This is a genomic window from Rhizobium sp. RU33A (assembly GCF_900156055.1).
Taxonomy (GTDB): Bacteria; Pseudomonadota; Alphaproteobacteria; order Rhizobiales; family Rhizobiaceae; genus Allorhizobium.
In genome coordinates this window covers 247,504-270,255 of record NZ_FTMQ01000004.1, presented here as the reverse complement: position 1 = coordinate 270,255, position 22,752 = coordinate 247,504, and the positions used below count along the sequence as shown (strand labels likewise).

19 protein-coding genes are annotated in these 22,752 nt (G+C 62.1%); 5 read left to right on the top strand and 14 right to left on the bottom strand.

What is annotated here, in order from left to right; translation table 11 throughout:
* The 5 genes from phnK to phnG are packed head-to-tail and all read right to left on the bottom strand — an operon-like array spanning position 1 to position 3,852.
* A complete protein-coding gene (phnK, locus tag BW978_RS16555; protein ID WP_076396947.1) occupies positions 1-777 on the bottom strand; it encodes a phosphonate C-P lyase system protein PhnK in 777 nt (258 codons plus the stop codon).
* Complete coding sequence (locus tag BW978_RS16550; RefSeq protein WP_076396946.1) at positions 774-1,667, bottom strand: alpha-D-ribose 1-methylphosphonate 5-phosphate C-P-lyase PhnJ; 894 nt, start codon at positions 1,665-1,667, stop codon at positions 774-776. The genes phnK and BW978_RS16550 overlap by 4 nt, the downstream gene beginning before the upstream one ends.
* Positions 1,664-2,770 (bottom strand): carbon-phosphorus lyase complex subunit, encoded by a 1,107-nt coding sequence (locus BW978_RS16545; protein WP_076396945.1) that lies wholly within the window; start codon positions 2,768-2,770, stop codon positions 1,664-1,666. The genes BW978_RS16550 and BW978_RS16545 overlap by 4 nt, the downstream gene beginning before the upstream one ends.
* A 3-nt stretch (positions 2,771-2,773) precedes the next feature.
* A complete protein-coding gene (phnH, locus tag BW978_RS16540) occupies positions 2,774-3,382 on the bottom strand; it encodes a phosphonate C-P lyase system protein PhnH (protein ID WP_076396944.1) in 609 nt (202 codons plus the stop codon).
* Complete coding sequence (gene phnG, locus BW978_RS16535; RefSeq protein ID WP_076396943.1) at positions 3,382-3,852, bottom strand: phosphonate C-P lyase system protein PhnG; 471 nt, start codon at positions 3,850-3,852, stop codon at positions 3,382-3,384. Before phnG ends, phnH begins: the two co-directional genes overlap by 1 nt.
* Before the next feature lie 103 nt (positions 3,853-3,955).
* Between phnG and phnF the strand changes: the two genes are divergently transcribed.
* Complete coding sequence (gene phnF, locus BW978_RS16530; RefSeq protein WP_076396942.1) at positions 3,956-4,675, top strand: phosphonate metabolism transcriptional regulator PhnF; 720 nt, start codon at positions 3,956-3,958, stop codon at positions 4,673-4,675.
* A 36-nt stretch (positions 4,676-4,711) separates the two neighbouring features.
* Here the strand turns inward: phnF and BW978_RS16525 are convergent, their stop codons facing one another.
* A complete protein-coding gene (locus BW978_RS16525) occupies positions 4,712-8,962 on the bottom strand; it encodes a hypothetical protein (protein ID WP_076396941.1) in 4,251 nt (1,416 codons plus the stop codon).
* A 391-nt stretch (positions 8,963-9,353) separates the two neighbouring features.
* Here BW978_RS16525 and BW978_RS16515 point away from each other — a divergent pair, with 391 nt between their 5' ends.
* Positions 9,354-12,059 carry a cation-transporting P-type ATPase gene (locus BW978_RS16515; protein WP_076396939.1) on the top strand — a complete coding sequence of 902 codons (2,706 nt, stop codon included), beginning with the start codon at positions 9,354-9,356 and terminating at the stop codon, positions 12,057-12,059.
* A gap of 30 nt (positions 12,060-12,089) precedes the next feature.
* Here BW978_RS16515 and BW978_RS16510 read toward each other — a convergent pair whose 3' ends face one another.
* Positions 12,090-12,767, bottom strand: coding sequence for a GntR family transcriptional regulator (locus BW978_RS16510; protein WP_076396938.1), 678 nt, complete (start codon positions 12,765-12,767; stop codon positions 12,090-12,092).
* A 157-nt stretch (positions 12,768-12,924) separates the two neighbouring features.
* Here BW978_RS16510 and BW978_RS16505 point away from each other — a divergent pair, with 157 nt between their 5' ends.
* On the top strand, positions 12,925-13,611 hold the full coding sequence (locus BW978_RS16505; protein ID WP_076396937.1) for a type 1 glutamine amidotransferase: 687 nt from the start codon (positions 12,925-12,927) through the stop codon (positions 13,609-13,611).
* 6 nt (positions 13,612-13,617) lie between these two features.
* Here the strand turns inward: BW978_RS16505 and BW978_RS16500 are convergent, their stop codons facing one another.
* Complete coding sequence (locus tag BW978_RS16500) at positions 13,618-14,529, bottom strand: LysR family transcriptional regulator (RefSeq protein ID WP_076396936.1); 912 nt, start codon at positions 14,527-14,529, stop codon at positions 13,618-13,620.
* A 123-nt stretch (positions 14,530-14,652) separates the two neighbouring features.
* Here BW978_RS16500 and BW978_RS16495 point away from each other — a divergent pair, with 123 nt between their 5' ends.
* Positions 14,653-15,585: a ring-cleaving dioxygenase gene (locus BW978_RS16495; protein WP_076396935.1), complete on the top strand. Its 933-nt coding sequence runs from the start codon at positions 14,653-14,655 to the stop codon at positions 15,583-15,585.
* A 55-nt stretch (positions 15,586-15,640) separates the two neighbouring features.
* Entirely contained in the window at positions 15,641-16,249 is a 609-nt protein-coding gene (locus tag BW978_RS16490) for an alpha/beta hydrolase (protein WP_076396934.1), read from the top strand.
* Between the two features lie 63 nt (positions 16,250-16,312).
* Here BW978_RS16490 and BW978_RS16485 read toward each other — a convergent pair whose 3' ends face one another.
* The 6 genes from BW978_RS16485 to BW978_RS16460 form a co-directional block, all read right to left on the bottom strand.
* Positions 16,313-17,329: a zinc-binding alcohol dehydrogenase family protein gene (locus tag BW978_RS16485; protein WP_076396933.1), complete on the bottom strand. Its 1,017-nt coding sequence runs from the start codon at positions 17,327-17,329 to the stop codon at positions 16,313-16,315.
* An 81-nt stretch (positions 17,330-17,410) separates the two neighbouring features.
* A complete protein-coding gene (locus tag BW978_RS16480) occupies positions 17,411-18,382 on the bottom strand; it encodes an ABC transporter permease (protein WP_076396932.1) in 972 nt (323 codons plus the stop codon).
* A gap of 45 nt (positions 18,383-18,427) precedes the next feature.
* Positions 18,428-19,981, bottom strand: coding sequence for a sugar ABC transporter ATP-binding protein (locus tag BW978_RS16475; protein WP_076396931.1), 1,554 nt, complete (start codon positions 19,979-19,981; stop codon positions 18,428-18,430).
* 100 nt (positions 19,982-20,081) lie between these two features.
* Entirely contained in the window at positions 20,082-21,068 is a 987-nt protein-coding gene (locus tag BW978_RS16470; RefSeq protein WP_076396930.1) for an ABC transporter substrate-binding protein, read from the bottom strand.
* A gap of 190 nt (positions 21,069-21,258) precedes the next feature.
* Complete coding sequence (locus tag BW978_RS16465) at positions 21,259-21,705, bottom strand: RbsD/FucU family protein (RefSeq protein WP_076396929.1); 447 nt, start codon at positions 21,703-21,705, stop codon at positions 21,259-21,261.
* Positions 21,706-21,714: 9 nt separating this feature from the next.
* On the bottom strand, positions 21,715-22,734 hold the full coding sequence (locus BW978_RS16460) for an aldo/keto reductase (protein ID WP_076396928.1): 1,020 nt from the start codon (positions 22,732-22,734) through the stop codon (positions 21,715-21,717).
* Positions 22,735-22,752: the final 18 nt, after the last annotated feature.

Sequence of the window (22,752 nt, the reverse complement as noted above, 5' to 3'; positions counted from 1 at the left end):
TCAGACCTGCAGGATCGAGGATACGAGCAGCTGGGTGTAAGGTTCGCGCGGATCGTCGAGCACGCGGTCGGTCAGGCCGTGTTCGATGACGTTGCCGTCCTTCATCACCATCATGCGGTGGGACAGAAGACGGGCCACGGCCAGGTCGTGGGTGACGACAATGGCGGACAGGCCGAGGTCATTGACCAGGCCGCGGACGAGATCGAGCAGGCGCGCCTGGACCGAGACGTCGAGGCCGCCGGTCGGCTCGTCCATGAAGACCAGACGCGGGCCGGTGACGAGATTGCGGGCGATCTGCAGACGCTGGCGCATGCCGCCGGAGAAGTCGCGCGGCTGGTCGTCGATGCGGTCGGTCGAGATCTCGACGCGCTCCAGCCATTCGCTGGCGGTCTGGCGGATGCGGCCATAGTGGCGATCACCGACGGCCATCAGACGTTCACCGACATTGGCGCCGGCAGAGACCGTCATGCGAAGACCATCGGCGGGGTTCTGGTGCACGAAGCCCCAGTCGGTGCGCATCAGGAAGCGTCGCTCGGCTTCACCCATGTGATAGAGCTCGCGGTACTGGCCGTCGCGCATGTGATAGTCGACGCTGCCGGTCGTCGGCATCAGCCGGGTCGAGAGGCAGTTCAGAAGCGTCGTCTTGCCCGAGCCGCTTTCGCCGACGATGGCGAGCACTTCTCCCGGCCAGAGATCGAAGGAGACGTTCGAGCAGCCGATGCGGTTGCCATAGAACTTGGAGAGGTTGCGAACTTTCAGAAGCGGCTGGTCGCTCATTCGGCGGCCTCCTTGTTCTTCGCGAGCATTTCGCCGACATGGCCCTCGGCCTGGCGCGTCTCGCAATGGTCGGTATCGGAGCAGACGAACATCCGCCCTCCCTTGTCGTCGAGCACGACCTCGTCGAGATAGACATTGTGGGCGCCGCAGAGCGCGCAGGGCTTGTCGAAGGTCTGGATCTCGAATGGGTGGTCCTCGAAGTCGAGGCTGACGACGTCGGTGTAGGGCGGGACCGCATAGATGCGCTTTTCACGGCCTGCGCCGAAGAGCTGCAGGGCTTCCGACATGTGCATCTTCGGATTGTCGAATTTCGGCGTCGGCGACGGGTCCATGACGTAGCGGCCCTCGACCTTCACCGGATAGGCATAGGTCGTGGCGATGCGGCCATGCCTGGCGATGTCTTCGTAGAGCTTCACATGCATGAGGCCGTATTCTTCCAACGCATGCATCTTGCGGGTCTCGGTCTCGCGCGGTTCGAGGAAACGCAGCGGTTCCGGGATCGGCACCTGGTAGACCAGCACTTGGCCTTCCCTCAGCTTTTCTTCGGGAATGCGGTGACGAGTCTGGATGATCGTCGCTTCGCTTGTCTTGGTGGTGACGGCGACGTCTGCGACCTTTTGGAAGAAGGCGCGGATGGACACGGCATTTGTCGTGTCGTCGGCGCCCTGATCGATGACCTTCAGCGTGTCGTCGCGGCCAATGATCGAGGCTGTCACCTGCACGCCGCCAGTGCCCCAGCCATAGGGCATTGGCATTTCTCTGCTGGCGAAAGGTACCTGGTAGCCGGGGATGGCGATCGCCTTCAGGATCGCGCGCCGGATCATGCGCTTGGTCTGTTCGTCCAGATAGGCGAAGTTATAGGTCGCGAGTTCGGTTGCCGGCGCGGTCATTCTGCGGCCTCCTTCAGGTCGGTCGGATCTGTCTTGTTGGCGTCGTGCTTTGCCCGCATACGGCGGACGAGATCGAGTTCGGCCTGGAAGTCGACGTAATGCGGCAGCTTCAGATGCTCGACGAAACCGGTTGCCTGGACGTTGTCGCAATGGGAGATTACGAATTCCTCGTCCTGGGCAGGTGCCACGACATCCTCGCCGAATTCCTGGGTGCGGAGCGCCCGGTCGACGAGCGACATCGACATGGCCTTGCGTTCGCTCTGGCCGAAAACGAGACCATAGCCGCGGGTGAACTGCGGCGGCGCCTTGGCCGAACCCTTGAACTGGTTGACCATCTGGCATTCAGTGACGCGGATCTCGCCGAGTGAAACCGCAAATCCGAGTTCCGGCACGTCGAATTCGACCTCGACCAGACCCATGCGGATTTCGCCGACAAAGGGATGGGTGCGGCCATAACCGCGCTGGGTCGAATAGCCGAGTGCCAGAAGGAAGCCTTCGTCGCCGCGGGCAAGCGCCTGGAGGCGCAGGTCGCGGGGCATCGGAAATTCCATCGGCTCGCGGGTGATGTCGCCGGCGATATGATCCTCCGGCATCTCGCCATCCGGCTCGATCAGGCCTTCGCCGTCAAGGATGTCAGAAACCCGCATGACCGGATCCAGACCTTCCTCGCGCTGCTCGCCCATATCCACCCTCTCGTCATCGAGCAGCGAGGGATCGAGGAGACGATGGGTATAGTCGAAGGTGGGGCCGAGCAGCTGTCCGCCGGGCAGATCCTTATAGGTGGCGGAGACGCGGCGCTCGACGCGCATCTCGGCCGTTTCGATCGGACGGGACGTGCCGAAGCGCGGCAGCGTGGTGCGGTAGGCGCGCAGGAGGAAGATCGCCTCGATCATGTCGCCGCGCGACTGCTTGAGGGCGAGGGCTGCGAGCGTGCAGTCGTAGAGCGAGGCCTCGGCCATGACACGGTCGACGGCGAGGCCGAGCTGGGCGACGATCTGGTCAATCGTCATCGACGGCAGCGATCTGTCACCACGGCGGCGATCGGCGAGGAGCTTGTGGGCATTGGCTATGGCTTTTTCGCCACCCTTGACGGCTACATACATGGCTCAGGCCTCCATCTCGCGGATCTTGGTCGTGCGCGGCAGCGCGATGAAGCGTCGACCTGCCGTCAGCACCAGGTCGACGCCGCGCGGAAACAGGGCACCATTGTCGCCCCATTGGCGCAGGAAGGTTTCGGGCAGACCTTTCGGAGCGATGATGGCGGTGTCGCGAATTCCGGGGCCTGACAGTTGCAGAGGCTTGCCGCCCTCGAGCGATGGGACCTCGATGACCAGTGTCGTCGAACGGTCGGGGTATTCCTGGGTTCCCAGCGCAAATTGTGTCAGCGACGGGACCGGCGCGCCTGCTTCGACGAAGGCAAACTTTGCGTCGGACTTCGTGGAGGTCAGGCTGGCGCCGGTGTGGAAGCCGATCCAGTTTGAAAGGGCGGACTTGGCGAGAACAGGCGTGACCCAGATCGGCGTGTCGTGGTCACACAGCGTCAGCAGCAGGGCGCCAGCCGCGATACCGAGCGGGGCGGGTGGTGCGACGGTCACGTCGACCAAACCGATGCTGCCGGGGCGGGCCATGGCGTCCATGACGCTGCGGAAGACCTGTTGGGCATGGGTGACGGCATCCGGGAAGCCGCCGTCGAGGCTTTCAGTGATTTCGAGCATCAGTCTTCTCCGCGAACCATGGTGAAGAAATCGACCTTCGTGGCGGCCGTTTCGGCTTCGAGCCGTTCGGCTTCCGTCGCGAGGCGTGTTTCGAGCGGTGTCAAGAGGCGTGTTTCGAGCAATGCGCGGGCTGCTTCGTCCTGCGCCACAGCATCGAGCACGGCCGAAAGCTGTGCTGACTTGCGGTCCGTTCCGAGCCGGTAGCCATGACCGATCCGGCCGTCCGAGAGCCGAATGCTCGCGCGGCTCACGGTCGCTTCGCCGAGATTGAAGGGTGCACCACCGCCGCCGATCCGGCCCTTGACCATCACGAGACCGGTCTCGGGGCCGCGCAGCGCGGTGTAAACCGGTGCCGGGTCGAAGGCGGTGAGGGCGTCTTGAAGTTCGGTGAGCGTGGCCCTGGCAAGCAGATCAACGATCCGCTTCCTGGCGGTCTGGGCGCCGCGATCGATGTCGGTGGCTTTTTCCATTGTTAGTCCTCGAAATGTCTAGTAATATAGACAACCATACAAGTTACTGTATGAGTAACTTGTGGTCGTGACAAGCTTGTGACAGGGAGCCGGTATTTCCGTGATGCAGAGACAGAAGGGGGTCGCCCTTTGGCGCCAGATTTCCGATCGGATCCGCGCCAATATCCTGACAGGTCTCTATGACTCGACGGGCATGGTGCCGGCGGAAACGGCGCTGGCTGAGGAATTTGGTGTCAACCGACACACCGTGCGCGCGGCACTGGCGGCGCTCGCCCAAGAAGGCATTGTGCGGGCGGCCCAGGGGCGCGGCACGATGATTACACAGCGCGACAAGTTCGATTTTCCGATCGGTAGGCGTACCCGCTTCAGCGAAGGCATCGGCGAGCAGGCGCGGGATCTCAAGGGGATCCTGCTGTCGTCCGCTCGCGAAACTGCCTCTGCCGATCTCGTCAAGCGCCTGAAACTCAATCCAGGCGACGAGGTCCTGAGGCTCGATGGCATCAGAAAGGCCGATGGTCGTGCCGTCTCACGCTCAACCATGTGGTTTCCGGCAGAGCGGTTTGCTGGCATCGACACGGCATTCGCCGCAACGGGTTCGATCACCCGCGCGCTCTCTCGCTGTGGTGTCGATGACTACGTCCGTGAGGTTACCGAGATCTCGGCCGTCCACGCTGAGCCGGATGACGTCATGCATCTTGAGTTGACGCCGGGTGCGATCGTGCTGGTGACCCGTGCGCTCAATACCGATCCGGCAGGCTGGCCGATTCAGTATGCGGTTACCCGTTTCCCGGCGGATCGTGTGCAGTTCACAATCCGAAACTGAGATGAGGCCGGCCGCTGGCCGACCTCAGCCAGCTCTTCAGGATCCAGCCGCTTGGTAAGCCGCGAGCACGGCGGCAATCTGGTCCGGGCTCAGGTAGTTGGACTGTGTCGTCGTGATCGCCTGAAGCTGCGATGACGTCATGTTGGAGATCTGGCTGACTGTCAGCCCCGGGATCGCCTGCTGACTGATGGCTGCCAGGTCCTCGGCCGAGAAGGTCCGCAGGTTGTTCGCGCCCATGGCCGTCAATTGCGTCGAACTGAGCCCTGCGACCTGTGCAGGTGTCAAGGCTTCCGCCTGGGCGGCCGTGAGGGCGCTGACCTGGGCCACGCTCAAACCGCCAATTGCCTTGGGATCCATGGCCGAGATCTGATCCGTTGTCAGCCAGCCGACCCGGTCTGTTCCCAGTGTTGCCAGTTGGACGGCATTCATCGCCCCGATCTGTGCCGGCGTCATGGCGCCGATCTGATCCTGGGTCATCGCTCGAAGCTGGTGATAGCTCAGCGCTGCCACCTGACCCGTTGTCAGGGATGCGATCTGCTCTGGCTGCAGTGTAGCGAAGACCGCCGGCGAGAGCCCCCCTACCGCACTCGGCGAGAGGGCCGCTATGTCCGCAGAGGTCAGCGTTTCGAGTGCTGTCGGACTGAATGCTGACAACTGGTTGGCACTCAGAGCACCGAACTGCGCCGATGTCATCGCATCGATCTGGCTGGCGGTCAGCGTTGCGATCTGCGCCGTGCTCAGGCCGGGGATGGCCTTGGTCGAAATGGCTGCGATCTGGGTGGTGGTCAGACCGGAAATGGTCCCCGCCGACAGCGAAGCGAGCTGGGTCGCCGTCAGGGCTCCGATCTGGGTCGGGGTCATGACGCCCAGCTGATCCGGACGTAGCGCGTTCAATTGATCGAAGGTCAAGGCACCGATTTGGGCGGCGGTGAGGATACCTATCTGCTCCTGGCTCAAGCCAGCGATGTTTCCTGCCGATAGTCCGGGAATCGCTGCAGGAGCGATCGCGGCGAGTTCAGCGTTGGAGAAGGTTGCCAACTGTGCCGACGACAGTGCTCCGATCTGTGTCGAGGTGAGCGCGGCAATCTGGGTCTGGCTCAGACTTTCGATCTGCGTGGTCGACATGGAGGCGATCTGTGTCGCCGTCAGGCCAGGGATTGCCTTGACTGTCAGTGCCGCGATTTTCTCGCTCGTCAGAGTGGCCAGACTGTCGTTGGACAGTGCGGCGACCTGAGTGGCGCCCAAGGCTGCGATCTGGGTGTTCGACAGGAGCGTGACCTGCTGGGGCGTCATTGCGCCGACCTGTTCCGGTGTCAAGGCGGCGATCTGCGCCGCGGTCAAGGCACTGATCTGGTCCGAACCGAGACCAGCGATCTGCTGGGTGGTCAGTCCGGCTATGCCGGTTGCACTGATCGCTGCCAGCTTCGCTGCCGGCAGGTTGCTCAGCTGGGTCGGCGTCAGCGCGGCCACCTGTGCCGCCGTCAACGCGCCCATCTGCGCGGTGTTCAGCGCTTCGATCTGGTTTGTCGACAGGGCTGCGATCTGGGTGGTCGAGAGCGCGGCAATCGCGGCTGTGCTCAGGCCGGCAATCTGTTCCGGCGTCAACGCGCCCAGCGCCGCTGTCGTCAGCGCCTTCGCCTGCGTTGCACCAAAGCCTGCCAACTGTTTTGCGCTCATTGCATCGAGCTGGGTTGGCGTAAGCGCTGCGACCTGGTCGGCGCTCAGAGCGCCCAGCTGTGCCGGGGTCATGGCGGCGATCTGGTCGATGCTGAGTGCCGCGATGGTCTCCGCATCAAGGCTGCTCAAGGCGCCGGGGTTGATCGCTGCAATCTCGGCCGGCAGGAAAGCGAGAATATCAGCCTTGCGCATCGCGTCGAGTTGGCTTGCCGTGAGGCCCGAAATCTGGGTCGCCGTCATGGCGTCGATCTGATCGGCGGACATGGCGGCGATCTGTTCTGTGCTCAGAGACGCTATGCTGCGTGCGGAGAGGCTGGCAATCTGCTCGCGTGAAAGCGATGCGATGTTGCTCGGAGAGAGCGCTGCGATCTGGGCGGAGGTTACGGCTTGCAGCTGGGTGGAGCTCAAGGATGCAAGCTGCGTGGGCGTGAAGGCGACCAGCTGCTCGCTTTTCATCGCCGAAATCTGAGCCGTGGTCAGCCTTGCGATCTGCTCCAGGCTCAAACCGTCGATCTTGTCAGCCGAAATCGATGAGACGGCGCTGGCGGAGATCGACGCAATTTCGGTCGGAAGCAAGGCTGCAAGCTGCTCCTTGGACAGGGCGCCGATCTGCGGCCCATTCATCCGTGAAATCTGTGCTGCGGTGAGACCGTCGATCTGGCTGTCATTCAGCGCGGTGATCTGATCAGTGGTCAGTCCACTGATCGAAGCAGAAGAGATGGCGCCGATCTGGGAGGGTGACCATGCCTTTACGGCGTTGACCGACAGAGCCGACAGCTGTGCCGCCGTCAATGCGCTGATCTGACTGTTGGTCATCGCTTCGGTCTGGAATGCCGTCAGACTGGAGACCTGATCGGCCTTGAGGCCTTTGATCTGGGTGACGGTCAAGGCTGCGATCTGGGTCGGCGCGAGCGACGCCAGGTTCTCCGACGTCAGACCGGTGATCGCCTTTGCACTGATGGCTGCGATCTTCGCCGGGCTCATCGCATCAATGGCCTCTCCCGGTATCGCCGCGATCTGGGTGGCGTTCAGCGCGCTGATCTGGCTGGTGCTCAATGCATCGAGCTGATCCATCGACAGCGCGCCAATCTGGTCGGCCGTCATTCCGGCGATAGCGCGCGCGCTCAAGGCTGCGATCTGGTCCTCGGAGAAGCCCGTGATGAAGTTCTCGGACATGGCAGCGATCTGTGGGCCGGTCAGTCCGCGGATCTGTGTCGGCGTCAACCCGGAGATCTGGTCTGCCGTGAAGGCCGCGACCTGTGTGGTCTTCAGGGCAGAGATCTGCGAGCTCGACATTGCCCCGATCTGAGCAGGGGTCAGGGCGGAGATCTGCGAAGGCGTAAGGCCCGTGACGGCAGAGGAACTCAACGCACCGATCTGGGCCGGCGAAAGACCAGCGACCTTGTCGCTCGACAGGCTGCCGATCTGGGTTGCGGTCATGGCAGCGACCTGAGAGGTGCTGAGCCCCTTGAGCTGATCGATACTCAATGCCGCGAGTTGATCGGCATTCAGTCCGGCGACGGCCTTCGGTGTGAGAGCCGCGATCTGGGTTGCGGTAAAGCCTGCGACGGTCGCTGGCGGTATGGCCGCGATCTGCGTCGCGCTCAGCGCCCTGATCTGCGTTGCGGTGAGTGCCGCCAGCTGGTCGTCGCTGAAGGCCGACATCTGTGTGCGGGTGAGAGCGGCGATCTGCGTGCCGGTGAGGCTTGCCATCTGATCCGGCGACAAAGCCGCGATCTGGTCTGCCGAAAGACCCGACATGGCGCGTGGGTTAATCGCCGCAATCTGGCTCGTCGAGAAGTTGGCCACCTGTTCGGTGCTGAACGCGGGCAGTTGCTTCGAGGTCAGCGTTGCCATCTGCGCGGCGGTCAACGCACCGACTTTTTCATTGCCCAGACCTGAAATTTGTGTGGTCGAGAGGCCAGTGATCGCGCGCGGCGAAATGGCCGCGACTTGCGTCGCGGAGAGCGCGCCAAGTTGGTCGGAGCTCAGCACTGCAACCTGGGTTGCACTCAGGGCTGCCATCTGCTGGGTCGAGAAGGCGCCGACTTGCGCGGGGGTGAGCGCTGCGATCTGGGTCGGCGTGAGCGTCGCGATATGGTTCGGCTTCAAGGCCGCGATCTGTGTCGTGCTCAGGCCCGCCAGTCTTTCGGGAGATTGCCCTCTCAAGGCAGCCGTGTTGATCGCGGCCATGTCTTCCGGAGAAAACGTCGCGAGATCTTCAGTACTGAAGGCGCTCAATTGCGTTGCGGTCAATCTGGCGACCTGTGCCGGTGTCAAGGCTTCAGACTGCTCGGAAGACAGACCGCCAAGCTGGCTTGCCGACAGTGCCGCGATCTGTGAGACGACCAGACTTGAAACATCTTCGGTCGACAGGGCGGTGATCTGGTCCAGCGTCAGGCCGGTGATCGAACGGGGCGCGATTGCCTTCAACTGCGACGTCGACAGGCCTGCGACGGCTTCTGTCTGCAGCGCCGAGATCTGGGACGACGTCAGGGCGCCGACCTGCGTGCTCGACAGCTGGCTGATTTCGTCGTCTGACCAGGAGCTAACCGTCGAGTTGGGGAGCGCCCGGATCTGGGCTGGGCTGAGCAGGGAAATCGACGTCATCGCTATCGGCCTCTTGTTCTGAAACGAATGTGCTCAAATGTGTTCCACCGGTTGGCATGCAGCCGATCGAGGCAATACGTCTCAACCTTTTCAACACCTTCCGGCACAAAGTCCTTCCCGGCGGTTCTGTGGACATCGCGCAGGACGACCTGCTTTTAAGATGCAAGGCTTGCCTGAGCCTGTGCTTCCACACCTCCCGGTTGGTTCTCGCCGACAGGCGTTCGAGGCGCAAAGCCGAGGCCGGCATCGTCCAGAATTGTCATAGATCAAGGCGAGAGGCCTATCCTGACGACATTCTCCCGCACGTCAGCAGAGATGCAGTGCCCGCAAGGGCTGCCGAGGCCATTCTTCAGCGGGCCTGTTCGACAATCGAAATGCGCAGAGGACTGGGATGAACGACAGAACCGCAGATTTGATGCCGCATGCCCTGCCGCCGCAGGTGGTGCTCCAGGCGATGGATACGGATGTCGCGGGGCTCGGGGCAGAGGAGGCCAAGCGAAGGCTGGAGGTCCATGGCGCCAATCGTCTGCCTGCAACACCAAGGCGCAGCGCTGTCGTCCGCTTCCTGGCGCATTTCCACAATGTCTTGATTTACGTCCTGCTGGCTTCCGCAGCGGTCACAGGATTCATGCAGCACTGGATCGATACGGGCGTCATCGTTGCGGTCGTCTTGGGCAATGCCGTCGTCGGTTATCTGCAGGAAGGTCGCGCCGAAGATGCGATGAATGCGATCAGGGTCATGCTGGCGCCGCATGCCGCGGTGTTGCGTGACGGCCGCCGGACTTCCGTCAACGCCGCCGATCTCGTGCCGGGTGATATCGTGCTGGTCGAGGCTGGAGATCGCGTTCCCGCGGATCTGCGACTGCTGGAAGCGCGAAGCCTGAAGGTCGAGGAGGCGGCCCTGACGGGTGAATCGGTGCCTGTCGACAAGACCCATGAAGCCGTCTCGGCCAATGCCGTTCTGGGTGATCGCAGTTCCATGCTGTTCAGCGGAACGCTGGTTGCCACGGGGACGGGCAAGGGTGTCGTCGTTGCGACTGGCATGGCAACGGAGATCGGCAAGATCAGTGGGATGCTGGAGGCCGTCGAGACTCTCTCGACGCCGCTCGTTCGACAAATGGATGTCTTCGCACGTTGGCTGACCCTCTTCATCCTGATCATTTCCGGCATGCTGCTCGCCTACGGACTGGTTGTCGGGCATCTGCCTTTCGATGAACTGTTCATGACGATTGTCGGTCTCGCTGTCGCAGCGATCCCGGAAGGTCTCCCTGCGGTCATGACGATCACACTTGCCGTCGGTGTCCAGGCGATGGCTGGTCGCCATGCGATCGTTCGACGGCTGCCGGCGATCGAGACACTGGGTTCGGTATCCGTGATCTGCACGGACAAGACCGGTACGCTGACGCGCAACGAAATGCTGGTCGCAAGCCTTGTAGCGGCGCGCCATGTCTATGCCGTGGATGGAGAAGGCTACGCACCGGAAGGTGCCGTCCGCTGGAATGACGCGGATGTCGATCCGCAAGACCACGCGGTTCTCTCCGAATTCGCGCGTGCCGCCGGGCTCTGCAATGACGCCGTGCTGCATTCGGCTGATGGCGCCTGGCGGGTGGAAGGCGACCCCATGGAAGGGGCCTTGATGGCGCTTGCGGGCAAGATCACCGGGGGCGGCAGTGATCCCTTCACCGCAGGTTGGCGGCGGATCGATGCCATCCCCTTCGATGCCGCGCATCGCTATATGGCCGTCCTTCATGTCGACGACGAAAACAAAAGGCATGTCCATGTGAAGGGTGCACCAGAGGCCGTTCTCGATCTTTGCGCCACCCAGCGCATGCCCGATGGTTCGTCGGCACAACTCGACGCGCCCTATTGGGAAAACATGGTCGAGGTCCTTGCCTCCGAAGGGCAGCGCGTGCTTGCGGTTGCCATAGGCGCTCCCCCAGAGAGCGGTGCCCGTCTTGTCCAGACCGAGCTTTCCGGCACGCTGACGTTGATCGGCCTGGTGGGCCTGATCGATCCGCCGCGCCCGGAAGCGATTGTCGCGGTCGCCGACTGCCATCAGGCGGGCATCCGGGTGAAGATGATTACTGGCGACCATGCTGCGACGGCCCGGGCGATCGCCGGAATGATCGGGCTCAAGAACACCGATCGTGTGCTGACCGGAGCGGATCTGGACCGGATGGACGATGCCACGCTATCGCTCGCCGCAGCCGAGACCGACATCTTTGCTCGAACCTCGCCGGCTCACAAGTTGCGGCTGGTCACCGCGCTCCAGTCCCAGGGCTTGACGGTCGCCATGACCGGTGACGGTGTCAACGATGCGCCGGCCCTCAAGCGGGCCGATGCCGGCATCGCAATGGGTGTGAAGGGCAGCGAAGCAGCCAAGGAAGCAGCCGAGCTGGTTCTGGCGGACGACAACTTCACCTCTATTGCCGCCGCAGTGCGCGAGGGGCGGACTGTCTACGACAACATCAAGAAAGTGATCAGCTGGACCCTGCCGACGAATGCCGGCGAAGCGGGAACCATCATTGTTGCGCTCTTTGCCGGCCTGACGCTCCCAGTCACGGCCGTCCAGATCCTTTGGATCAATCTGGTCACGGCGACTACGCTCGGATTGGCGCTTGCCTTCGAGCCATCGGAAGAGGGTACCATGCGGCGACCACCGCGCCGGCGGGACGAGCCGCTTTTGACCGGCGACCTCATCTGGCATGTCCTGCTTGTTTCCGTACTCTTTGCCGCTGCGGTTTTCGGAATTTTCTTCTACGCGCTGGACAGGGGTTATCCGATTGAGCTCGCACGCACGATGGCGATGAACACCTTGGTCGTCATGGAAATCTTCCATGTCTTCTTCATCCGCAATATCTACGGAACATCGCTCACCTGGCAGGCCGTGCGCGGGACGAAGGTCGTCTGGATCTGCGTGATCTCGGTAACGGTTGCCCAGTTCGCCGTCACCTATCTGCCCTTCATGCAATCCCTGTTCGGGACGCACAGCGTTCCCCTGCAGGACGGGTTGCTGATCGTCGGGATCGGTGCCGTGTTCTTCGCTCTCGTGGAAATTGAAAAGCAGATGCGTTTGGCATTCCGCAATCGGGGCTGACGCTCGTCCCGGTGCATCAAGCGCGACAGATCATCGGGCGGCGACAGTTGCTTCCTTTAGGAAGTGCCGCCCGAGGTGGCCTACCCCATCCTGAATGTCTGCCTCGATTGCGGCCGAAAGCGCGACTGTATCCCTGGCCCGGATCGCCTCCAGTGCCTCGGCATGCCGGTCAATTCGGTAGCTTTCTTCCAGCTTGGCCGTGGCAAGCCGCATGAACGGGCCGAGACGCAACCAGACGGACTCCATCAGATCGAGAAGGACACCACTGGCTCCGGGCTCGTAAAGCGTACGATGGAAAAGGAAGTTGAGTTCCGTCGAACGCAGCAGATCGTTCGCCGCATAGGCGTCGTCGATCGCGGTATCGATCACCTGCAGACGTTCGAGCCGGTCGGCGTCGATATGCGGCAAGGCCCTGGTTGCCGCGAGTGTCTCGAGCGCGATGCGGGCGGCAATGATCTCCTCGAATTTGGAAAGCGTCATTTCCGGCACGCGGACCCGGCGGTTGTCGAGATATTCCAGGGCTCCGTCGGCCACGAGACGATGCAGCGCTTCTCGCACCGGCATGGCACTGACGGCCAGGTCTTCGGCGACACCGTTGATGGTGATCGGCAGGCCGGGAGCGACTGCGCCGGACATTACACGGCTGCGCAATGTCCAGTAGACCCGCTGCTTCAACGATTTTTCAGCCTTGCCCTCTTCAAATGTCATGGTTCAGATCGAGATCCCGCCTTTTCGCTGCTATCGTGGTCAGGGCGTGCTGAATAGCCGTGCACCCTCTTGAAATTTGATCAAACTAGCATTTGGTATAGATGGACGGAGTGCAAGGCCCCAAGGCCGCTCTTTTCGCATGTTTCAGGAAGCCCACATGACCGCCAAGACCATCGGCATTCTCGTTACGGGTCACTCACCCGCCGAACTCGCGAGCGAGTATGGCAATTACGCCGATATGTTCGCCGCGCTGCTGGGCGATTTCGACTTCTCGTTCAAGCGCTACTTCGTCGTTGACGGCGAGTTCCCGCAAAGTCCGACCGAGGTCGACGGATGGCTGCTGACCGGCTCCAAGTTCGGCGTCTACGAGGACCATGATTGGATCCGCAAGCTTGAGGATTTCATTCGCCAGGTGCATGCGGCCAAGGTGCCCATGGTCGGCATCTGTTTCGGGCACCAGGTCATGGCCAAGGCGCTCGGCGGGCATGTCGAGAAGTTCAAGGGCGGCTGGTCTGCCGGTCCGGTGACCTACAAGCGCTCCGATACGGGCGAAGAGCAAGTGCTGCTTGCCTGGCATCAGGACCAGGTGATCAAGGTACCCGAGGGAGCCGAAGTCGTCGGCAAGACCGACACCTGCGAGAACGCCGTCATCCGCTACGGCGACTGGGGTCTTTCCTATCAGCCGCATCCGGAATTTTCGCCGCGCTTCTTCGAGGGGCTGGCGGAGGCCCGCAAGGCTGCCATCCCCGAGCCGCTCTTCGAGAAGGTCAAGAAGGTAGACGTGTCTATCGCGACAGACCGTATTGCGCAGGAAATCGGCGAATTTCTCGGGCGCGACCGCTGATTTTGGTCAGGCGCTCCGTCCAGCGTCCCAGCTTTCCTTGATGAAGGCTTCGAAGAAGTCCGAGAAGGTCGCGACCCTGAGCGGCAGCTGTTCGTAAGGCGGATAGTAGAGCGTCAGCCAGATTTCCGGCGTGCTCCAGTCGGGGAGCACCTCCACCAGTCGGCCCGCGGCGAGATCTTCCTCAACGATGAACCGCGGGAGGAGGGCAATTCCCTCTCCCGCGACGGCAAGCCGACCAAGGAAATCGCCGTTGTTGATCGAAAAGCGTCCTTTGGCTTCCACGATGCGGCTCTGTCCGGGCCGGCTGAGTTCCCAAGTCTCGGTCTTTGACTGGTCGTGATAGCTCAGGCATTCGAGCGTCGTCAGATCTTCCGGCACCTTCGGGGTGCCGTTGCGGGCGAGGAACGAGGGGGAGGCGACCAGGACCCTCGGAACCGGACGGATCTTGCGCCAGATCGTCGACTTGTCGGTCGGTGGACCCGAGATGCGGATCGCCAGATCGTAGTTTTCCTGCACAATGTCGACGAAACGGTCGGACAGCTCGATCGCCACACTTGTGCGCGCGTGGATGATGGAAAACTGAGACAGGACGGTCGGCAGGACTTTCATGCCTAGCGACATCGGGGCCGAGACGCGAAGCGAGCCCGCCGTGACCTTCTGTAGATCCCGGGTCTCCTCGGTTGCGCGAGCAAGGCCCTTGACCAGCGGTGCGACGCGTGCAGCATAAGCGGCGCCCGCCGAGGTCAGGGAGACCTTTCTCGTGGTCCGCAACAGCAGCTGAACCCCGAGCTGTTCTTCAAGGCTCGATACCGTTCGGGTGACCGAGGCTGGTGTCATGCCGAGGCGGCGGGCTGCGGCGCTGAAGCTGCTCTGGTCGGCAACCGTGAGGAAGGTTCTGATCGCTTCGAGCTCGCCCATCGGATTATTGCTCCCAGTGAAATAATATCCGCAATATTACAACTGTTCACAACAGAAAAGCCATGGCCCATATTCCGTCCAACAGAACAAGACCGGCGCGACTGCCGGGAAAGGATCAGAGCCATGCTTACCCAGATCAAAGGCCTGCATCACGTTACCTCGATGGCCGCGGATGCCCAAGAAAACAACGACTTCTTCACCAAGACGCTTGGCCTTCGCCGGGTCAAAAAGACCGTCAACTTCGACGCGCCCGATGTCTACCACCTCTATTACGGCGACGAAGTCGGCAATGCCGGCTCGGTCATGACCTATTTCCCCTTCGCCAATATGGGCAAGGGCGGTCGTGGCGCAGGTGAAGTGTCGGAGACCGTCTTCTCTGTGCCAAAGGGCACGCTCGGCTTCTGGCAGGAGCGCCTGTCGAAGGAAGGCGTGAAGGAGGTTGGCTCCTATTCGCTCTTCGGTGAAGACCGCCTGCGTTTCGCCGGTCCCGATGGCGATGGCTTTGCCCTTGCCGAAGTCGATGGCGACAGCCGCGTGCCCTTCGCTGGCGGTCCGGTTGGCGTTTCGGAAGGTGTTCATGGTTTCCGCGGCGTGACCATGCGGTTGCGCGACGAAGGTGCGACCGGCGAACTCCTGAAGTTCATGGGCTACCAGCCGGTCGACAAACAGGGTGACTTCGTTCGCTATGCGGTCACCGGCGGCAATGGCGCCGACTATATCGATCTCGAAGTACTGCCGGGCGCATCGTATGCCCAGCAGGGTGCAGGTTCGGTGCACCACGTCGCCTTTGCCGTGGAAGACCGTGCGGCACAGCTCGAAGTGCGCAAAGCGCTGCTCGACACGGGGTACCAGGTGACGCCGGTCATCGACCGTGATTACTTCTGGGCGATCTATTTCCGCACGCCGGGTGGTGTGCTGTTCGAAATCGCCACGAACGAACCTGGCTTCAACCGTGACGAAGATACCGCTCATCTCGGCGAGGCGCTGAAGCTGCCGACCCGCTACCAGCAGTATCGCTCGCAGATCGAAGCCCATCTGACCCCGATCAAGGACTAATCGCATAGCGGGGCGATGACTGACGGCGTCGCCCCCTCTTGTGGAGGAAAGCATCATGGCACTCGACAGCTACATCCACCTCTACCAGGCACCAGAGGGTGCCGCACCGCTGGTCTTCACCTTCCATGGCACCGGTGGAGATGAACATCAGTTTCCGGGGTTGGTGAAGCAGATCCTGCCGGAAGCCGGCATTGTCTCGCCACGCGGCGACGTATCGGAATACGGCGCTGCGCGCTTTTTCAAGCGCACCGGCGAAGGTGTCTATGACATGGCCGATCTCGCAGAGAGGACGGTCCAGATGGCGGCCTTTATCCGCGCTCACAAGCAAAAGAACCCGGATCGCCCGATCTATGGGCTCGGTTACTCGAATGGTGCCAACATTCTGGCCTCCGTTCTGTTCGGAGCGCCTGATCTCTTCGACCGCGTGATCCTGATGCATCCGCTGATCCCGTTCGATCCACCGGCACAGCCTGGGCTTTCGGATGTTGCGGTGCTCGTGACTGCCGGCCAGCGAGATCCAATCTGCCCGCTGCCGCTGACCGAGCGGCTGACGGCCTATTTCGAGGCGCAAGGCGCTCAGGTAGAGACCTTCCTGCATCAAGGCGGCCACGAAGTTTCGCAAGGCGAGGTCGATGCGATCGCCGCCTTCCTGCAGAAGCACTGATATCACGCACACGAAACACAAAGGCCCGCAGACAGAGCTGCGGGCCTTTTTTCGTCCCGGCCATCAGCCGATCTGGATCAGAGCCTTAATGAGGCCGGATTTCTCCCGCGCCCAGCGCGGCAGATCCTCCGCAAGATCCGCAAGCGTGGTGCGATGCGTGATCAGCTGGTCGATCGGCACGAGGCCATCCGCGATCGATTTGCGGACATGATCGAAGTCGACGCGGGTCGCGTTGCGGCTGCCGATCAGCATCATCTCGCGCTTGTGGAATTCCGGGTCGGAGAATGTGATGTCCTCCTTGACCACGCTGACCAGCACGAGGCTTCCGCCATGGGCGACAAAGCGGAAGGCGCGTTCCATCGAGGGGCGATAGCCGGTGGCGTCGAAGACGACGTCGAAGCCGTCTCCCCCGGTCAAGTCCGCGACCTCGGACTCGAGACTGTCATCGGCGATTAGCTTTGATGTGAAGCCCAGGCGATCGGCTGCCATCGACAGGCGCTCGCTGCTGGTGTCGAGCAGGGTCACGTCGTGTCCGGCAATGCGGGCGAATATCGCCGTGCCAAGCCCGATCGGGCCTGCGCCAACGACCAGTGCTCTTGATCCCGAGGGCGCCATAGAGCGACGAACGGCATGGGCGCCGATCGCCAGAAATTCGACGGTGGCTGCGGCTTCCGGGGACAGGTCGTCAGCGGGATAAAGGTTGACGGCAGGGACCGTGATCTCCTCGCACATTGCCCCATCGGTATGGACACCGAGCACGCGAATATTGGTGCAGCAGTTTGGCTTGTCCTTGCGGCAAGCGATGCAGGTGCCGCAGGCGACATAGGGATTGACGATGACCTTCGTGCCGGCGCCCAAGTCGACGCCTTCACCCGCCTCCACGACGGTCGCCGAGATCTCATGGCCCATGATGCGCGGGTATTCCAGGAAGGGGTGCTTGCCTTCGAAGATATGATAGTCCGTCCCGCAGATGCCGACATGGCTGATGGCGATGCGGGCTTCGCCTGTTTTTGGACGCGGCGGCGGATCGCGATCGACGATCTCGAGACGGCCCGGTTCAACACACAATGCGGCCTTCATGCTTATTCCTTTCGGCTGCCCGGCAAGGTTTGACGAAAAAAAAGGGGATGCCATTCGCGGCACCCCCACCTTGGGAAATTCTCAGCGGCTGCCGCGGCGGCGGAGCTGGTCGAAATAGACGATCAGGATGATCAGGGCGCCGGTGATGATGCGCTGCCAGAACGAGTTGACGTTCATCAGGTTGGCGCCGTTGTTGATCGTCGCCAGAATGAAGGCGCCGAGCAGCGGGCCCTGGACCGAACCGACGGCGCCGAAGAGGCTGGTGCCGCCGATGACCGAGGAGGCGATTGCCTGCAGTTCCCAGCCTTCTGCCTGGGTGGCGTTGCCGATCCCGATACGCGAGGCAAGCAGGATGCCGACGAAGGCCGCACAGGTCGAGGACAGGATATAGGCCATGTAGATCGTGCGGTTGACGTTGACGCCGGAGAGGCGCGCCGCCTCGCTGTTCGAGCCGACCGCGAAGAGATAGCGGCCCCAGCGGCTCAAGTGCAGGAAGACATAGGCCGGCACGGCGACGACGATGACCATCCAGAACAGGCTGGGCACACCAAGGAAGTCGGCTCGGGCGAAGTTGGTAAAGGCCTCGTTGGAGATCGAGATGGTCGATCCATTGGTGATCAAGAGACCAATGCCGCGGAGCGAGGTGAGCGTCGCGAGCGTTATGATGAATGCGGGAAGACCCATGCGGACGATGCCAAAGGCGTGGAAGCTGCCGATCGCCACACCCATCAGGAGGGTGAGGATGATCGCCAGCCAGACCGGCAGCCCCGCAGCCAATAGCCAGGCGAGGATGACGCTGGCAAAACCGACGACCGCGCCGACCGAAAGGTCGATGCCGGCGGTGATGATGACGAAGGTCTGACCGACGGCAAGGATTGCCGTCATCGAACCCTGGCGCAGCAGATTGCTGATGTTGTTGGGCGTCCAGAAGCTGTTGGTGGCAAAGCCGAGAAGCAGCCAGAGGAAAAGCAGGAGGCCGAGCAGTGTGAGGCTGAAGAGGATGCTCATGCCCCTCTTTGGCGCGACCTTTGTCTCTGTGGTGTCGGTGCTCATCTTTGTCCTCCCAGTCGTCTTTTCATGTCGTTGTTTGGCGGCAGCTCAGACGCCGATCGCCTCGGTCAGCACGTCTTCATGCGATGCGCTTCGATAGTCGTGGCTCGCCACCAGTTTGCCCTGACGGAAGACGTGCAGTCGGTCGGCGAGTTCGTAGACCTCGGGCAGGTAGGAGGAGATCAGGATGATGCCGGCACCCTGCTTCAGGAGCTCTGCGAAGAGGCGATAGATTTCGGCCTTGGTGCCGACGTCGACGCCGACGGTCGGCTCATCAAAGATGAAGAGGCGCGCGCCGTGGCTCAGCCACTTGCCGATCACGATCTTCTGCTGGTTGCCGCCGGACATGGCAGAGGCCAGCACGGCGCGGGTCGGCGTCTTGATCTTCAGGTCGTTGATCTGCTTGTCGGCGTTTCCGGCTTCCAGTTTCGGGCTGATGGTGAGGCCCCGGCTCAGGCGTCCGAAAACCGGCAGGTTGATGTTGAGGCCGATCGGCAGGTTGAGGCAGAGGCCCTGGTCGCGCCGGCTCTCGGGGGCGAGTGCGATGCCGAGGTCCATGGCCTTGCGCTCGATATCGATGACGACCTTCTTGCCGTCCCAGAAGACTTCGCCTGCCGTCAGTTTGTGACGGCCATAGAGACCCAGCGCAAATTCGCTGCGACCGGCACCGATCAGGCCGTAGAGGCCGACGATTTCGCCCGAGCGGACCGAAAGAGAGACATCCGAGAAACCCGGACCGGAAAGTCCCTTGGCCTCTAGGATGGTGGCGCCGATCGGCAGCTTTTCCTTGTGGTAGATCTGCTCGATCGAACGGTTGATCATTAGCGAGATGAGTTCGGCATCATTGGTCTCGCCGATCAGCCGGGTGCCCACATGAGTGCCGTCGCGCAGGACCGAGACGCGGTCGGCGAGCTCGAAGACCTCTTCCATCCGGTGGCTGATATAGACGATCGTCACGCCTTCGGACTGCAGACGTCGGATCAGTCGGAAGAGCTGGGCGGATTCCTGGCGCGTCAGGTAGGCGGTCGGTTCGTCGAAGATTATGAAACGGATACCGCGCATCGCGGCTTTGGCGGTGGCGATCAGCTGCTGTTGACCGATCGTCAGGTTGCCGAGGATTTCGCCGGCGGGAAGATTGAAGCCGAGGTCGTCGAGGACGTTCTGGGCGGCCTGCGTCATGGCGCGCTGGCGCATGATGCCGCCGGACGACATCTCGTCGCCGAGGAACATGTTGGCGGCGACCGAGAGATGCGAGCAGAGAACGACTTCCTGGTGCACGGCATTGATTCCGCGCTGGATCGCCTCGTTCGGGGTGGCGAGCGCCACGGGCTTGCCGCACCAACGAATCTCGCCCGAGGTGCGCGGAATGACGCCGGTCAGGAGCTTGATGAGTGTAGATTTTCCGGCGCCGTTTTCGCCGACGATGGCGTGAATCTCTCCGGCAAGGAAACTTACTGTCGCGGGCTTCAAAGCCTCCACGGCGCCATACTTCTTCTGCAGGCCCACGAGCTCGAGTATCGGCGTTCCTGGCGGGATGCGATCGGTCTCCAGAAGTTCCGGCGCGTCGTCATGCCGGTGGCTCACATCGTGCAGCGAAGTCATGTCATTCCTCCCGTAAAGCAGGGAAACCGGCCGACGCCTCCCGCGTCCGCCATTTCCGTTTCGGCACGCGCGACGGATGCCGCGCGTGCCGAAATTTCGATCAGTTGACCTTCGGGTTCAGAAGGGCATCCATCTTCGGCTCAGCCATGTTGGCCTGGGTGACGAGGTTCGCGCCGGTGTCGACGAAGGTCTCGACCTTCTCGCCCTTGGAGACGGCAAGCGCCGTCTTCACGCCGTCATAGCCCATGCGGTACGGATCCTGGACGACGAGGCCGGCGAGAACGCCTTCCTTGAGGAAGCCGACGGTCTTTTCATCCGAGTCGAAGCCGATGACCTTGATCTTGTCGCCGAGCTTGTTTTCGGCGATCGCCTGGCCGACGCCCTGCGCCATGATCAGGTTCGAGGCGAAGACGCCAACGATGTTCGGGTTGGCGGTGATCAGGTCGGTCATCATGTTCAGGCCGGTCGTGGCCTGACCATCGGCAAAGCGGTCAACGACGACGGTGATGCCCGGATACTTGGTCTTCATCTGGTCGAGGAAGCCTTCGCGGCGCTGATCGAGCGAACCGACGCCCGGCAGGCTGGTGATGATGGCGACTTCGCCTTCTTCCTTGCCGGTTGCTGCCTTGATGGCGGCTGCCAGGCCGTCAGCGGCGATACGGCCACCCTGGACGTTGTCCGTGGTCAAGAACGATGTGAAGGCCTGGGAATCCGCACCGGAGTCGATGCCGATGATCGGCACTGCCTTGGCTGCTTCGTCGATCGGCTTGCCGAGGGCCTTGAACTCGGTCGGCGAGATGACGACGGCGGCCGGGGCACCGGCAACAGCGTTCTCGAGAATGCTGATCTGGCCGTTGATGTCAGATTCCGACTGAGCGCCGAGTTCCGGCACGTTGACGCCGAGGTCCTTGCCGGCCTGACGGGCGCCGGCGAGCACGATCTGCCAGTAGAAGGACGTGGTGTCCTTGACGATGATCGGAATGGTCACGTCCTGGGCGAAGGATGCGGCCGGCATCATCGACGTCATCATTGCAGCGCCGGCGATCCCCATCAGGGCGCGGCGAGTCATGCTCTTCAGAATGGTCATTGTGGTTCTCCTCTCAACGCGTCCTGTTCCTCCGGTGAGATCGACCTGCAGAACGCAACCGGGTCGATCTTTATCGATAAAAAACATTTTATCGAGGCACGCTACTCCAGCATTCTGGAGAATGCAAGCGGGCAAAATGAGCTCCTCCGAACTCGCTTTTGCCTTGAAACCCAGGGCTTCCCGGGGCTCCTCAGACCCGGTGAACCTCTTCCGGATAGACGACGCCCTTCTTCAGGATGACGTTGCCGTAAATCCGTAATTCCGTGGTCGCGACGATGTATGCTGCCGTCTGGGCGCGTTCGTAAAAGGCGAAGCGCTCGAGGCTTTCGAGCTGGACGTCGCCCGCCAGTTTCGTGATCACCGACTGGAATTCGGCGCAGATTTCCGGGACCGCGTGGGGGTCACCGACCACCTGCATGCGCCAGGCCGCATCCTCGACGAACTGGTCGAGCGGCATGTGGGCGAGGATCGCCTCCAGGATTTCGACGGCGCCGACGCCGTCTGCCCTGATCACCGGGGGACCCATTGTGCTTGCCGGAAAATTGCCGTCGGCAATGACGATCTCGTCGCCATGCCCCATGGTGGCGATGGCGTGCAGCAGGTCAGGTCCGAGCAGAGGGTGGATGCCCTTCAGCATGGCGCGCTCCTATTCCCTGACAGGCGCATCGCCGAGCGGCGGTGCAACGAGTGTGTGCGCCTCGAAGGGTGCGAAGGCGGTGGCCGGCAGTTCCTCTGATGTCAGAGCCATGTTGCGGTGAAGGCTTTCCGGTTTCGCTGTGCCGATGATGACGGAGGCGACGGCCGGATGGTGCAGCGGGAACTGCATGGCGAACTGCGCGAGCGGCTTTCCGGCCTGCTTTGCCAGGTCTTCCATCGCGCGCACCTTGCCGAGCACTTCATCGGTTGCGGGGGTGTAGTCGAAATGCGCGCCCGGAACGGCACCCGTCGCCAGGATACCGGAATTGAACACGCCGCCGGCGGTGATCGAGGTGCCACGCTTTTCGCAGAGCGGCAGGAGTTCCTCGACAGCGGAACGATCAAGCAGCGAATAGCGACCCGCCATCAGGATGACGTCGATGTCGATGTCCGCCATCATCTCCAGGCAGGCGGGGACTTCATTGACGCCGAGACCGAAGGCCTTGATGGCGCCAGAGGATTTCAGCTGATCGAGCGCCTTGTAGCCGCCATCGCGCAGCTGCTTCATATAGCGATCGTTGACCTCGCGGCCGTGTGTGTAGACGCCGATGTCGTGGACATAGAGGATGTCGATGCGATTGAGGCCGAGGCGCGCGTAGCTAAAATCGACCGAACGCATGATGCCGTCATAGCTGTAGTCGTAGACCAGCTTGAAGGGCAGAGGATCGACGAAGCCGACATTCGGGATCTGGTCTTTCGGTACGGGTGCGAGCAGACGGCCGACCTTGGTGGAGAGCACATAGCTGTCTTCCGGCTTGTCGCGCAGGAAGTCGCCGACATAACGTTCGGCCTGGCCGAAGCCGTAATGCGGGGCCGTGTCGAAATAGCGGATGCCGTGATCCCAGGCCGCCTGCAGCGTGGCGATCCCGACATCGCGGGGGCAGGGACGGTAGAGGCCGCCGAGTGGGGCCGTGCCGAATGAGTATTCGGTCACTTCGAGGGCGGTCTTGCCGATGCGTCTGGTCTTCATGCTGGTATCCGGTGTCCT

Excerpts from the sequence above, each read along its gene's own strand:
- BW978_RS16525 (WP_076396941.1), bottom strand. The coding sequence starts at position 8,962 with ATGACGTCGATTTCCCTGCTCAGCCCAGCCCAGATCCGGGCGCTCCCC.
- BW978_RS16495 (WP_076396935.1), top strand. The coding sequence starts at position 14,653 with ATGCTTACCCAGATCAAAGGCCTGCATCACGTTACCTCGATGGCCGCG.
- phnG (WP_076396943.1), bottom strand. The coding sequence starts at position 3,852 with ATGGAAAAAGCCACCGACATCGATCGCGGCGCCCAGACCGCCAGGAAG.
- BW978_RS16485 (WP_076396933.1), bottom strand. The coding sequence starts at position 17,329 with ATGAAGGCCGCATTGTGTGTTGAACCGGGCCGTCTCGAGATCGTCGAT.
- BW978_RS16460 (WP_076396928.1), bottom strand. The coding sequence starts at position 22,734 with ATGAAGACCAGACGCATCGGCAAGACCGCCCTCGAAGTGACCGAATAC.
- BW978_RS16545 (WP_076396945.1), bottom strand. The coding sequence starts at position 2,770 with ATGTATGTAGCCGTCAAGGGTGGCGAAAAAGCCATAGCCAATGCCCAC.
- BW978_RS16465 (WP_076396929.1), bottom strand. The coding sequence starts at position 21,705 with ATGCTGAAGGGCATCCACCCTCTGCTCGGACCTGACCTGCTGCACGCC.
- phnF (WP_076396942.1), top strand. The coding sequence starts at position 3,956 with ATGCAGAGACAGAAGGGGGTCGCCCTTTGGCGCCAGATTTCCGATCGG.
- phnK (WP_076396947.1), bottom strand. The coding sequence starts at position 777 with ATGAGCGACCAGCCGCTTCTGAAAGTTCGCAACCTCTCCAAGTTCTAT.
- BW978_RS16510 (WP_076396938.1), bottom strand. The coding sequence starts at position 12,767 with ATGACATTTGAAGAGGGCAAGGCTGAAAAATCGTTGAAGCAGCGGGTC.
- BW978_RS16550 (WP_076396946.1), bottom strand. The coding sequence starts at position 1,667 with ATGACCGCGCCGGCAACCGAACTCGCGACCTATAACTTCGCCTATCTG.
- phnH (WP_076396944.1), bottom strand. The coding sequence starts at position 3,382 with ATGCTCGAAATCACTGAAAGCCTCGACGGCGGCTTCCCGGATGCCGTC.
- BW978_RS16470 (WP_076396930.1), bottom strand. The coding sequence starts at position 21,068 with ATGACCATTCTGAAGAGCATGACTCGCCGCGCCCTGATGGGGATCGCC.
- BW978_RS16475 (WP_076396931.1), bottom strand. The coding sequence starts at position 19,981 with ATGACTTCGCTGCACGATGTGAGCCACCGGCATGACGACGCGCCGGAA.
- BW978_RS16500 (WP_076396936.1), bottom strand. The coding sequence starts at position 14,529 with ATGGGCGAGCTCGAAGCGATCAGAACCTTCCTCACGGTTGCCGACCAG.
- BW978_RS16480 (WP_076396932.1), bottom strand. The coding sequence starts at position 18,382 with ATGAGCACCGACACCACAGAGACAAAGGTCGCGCCAAAGAGGGGCATG.
- BW978_RS16505 (WP_076396937.1), top strand. The coding sequence starts at position 12,925 with ATGACCGCCAAGACCATCGGCATTCTCGTTACGGGTCACTCACCCGCC.
- BW978_RS16490 (WP_076396934.1), top strand. The coding sequence starts at position 15,641 with ATGGCACTCGACAGCTACATCCACCTCTACCAGGCACCAGAGGGTGCC.
- BW978_RS16515 (WP_076396939.1), top strand. The coding sequence starts at position 9,354 with ATGAACGACAGAACCGCAGATTTGATGCCGCATGCCCTGCCGCCGCAG.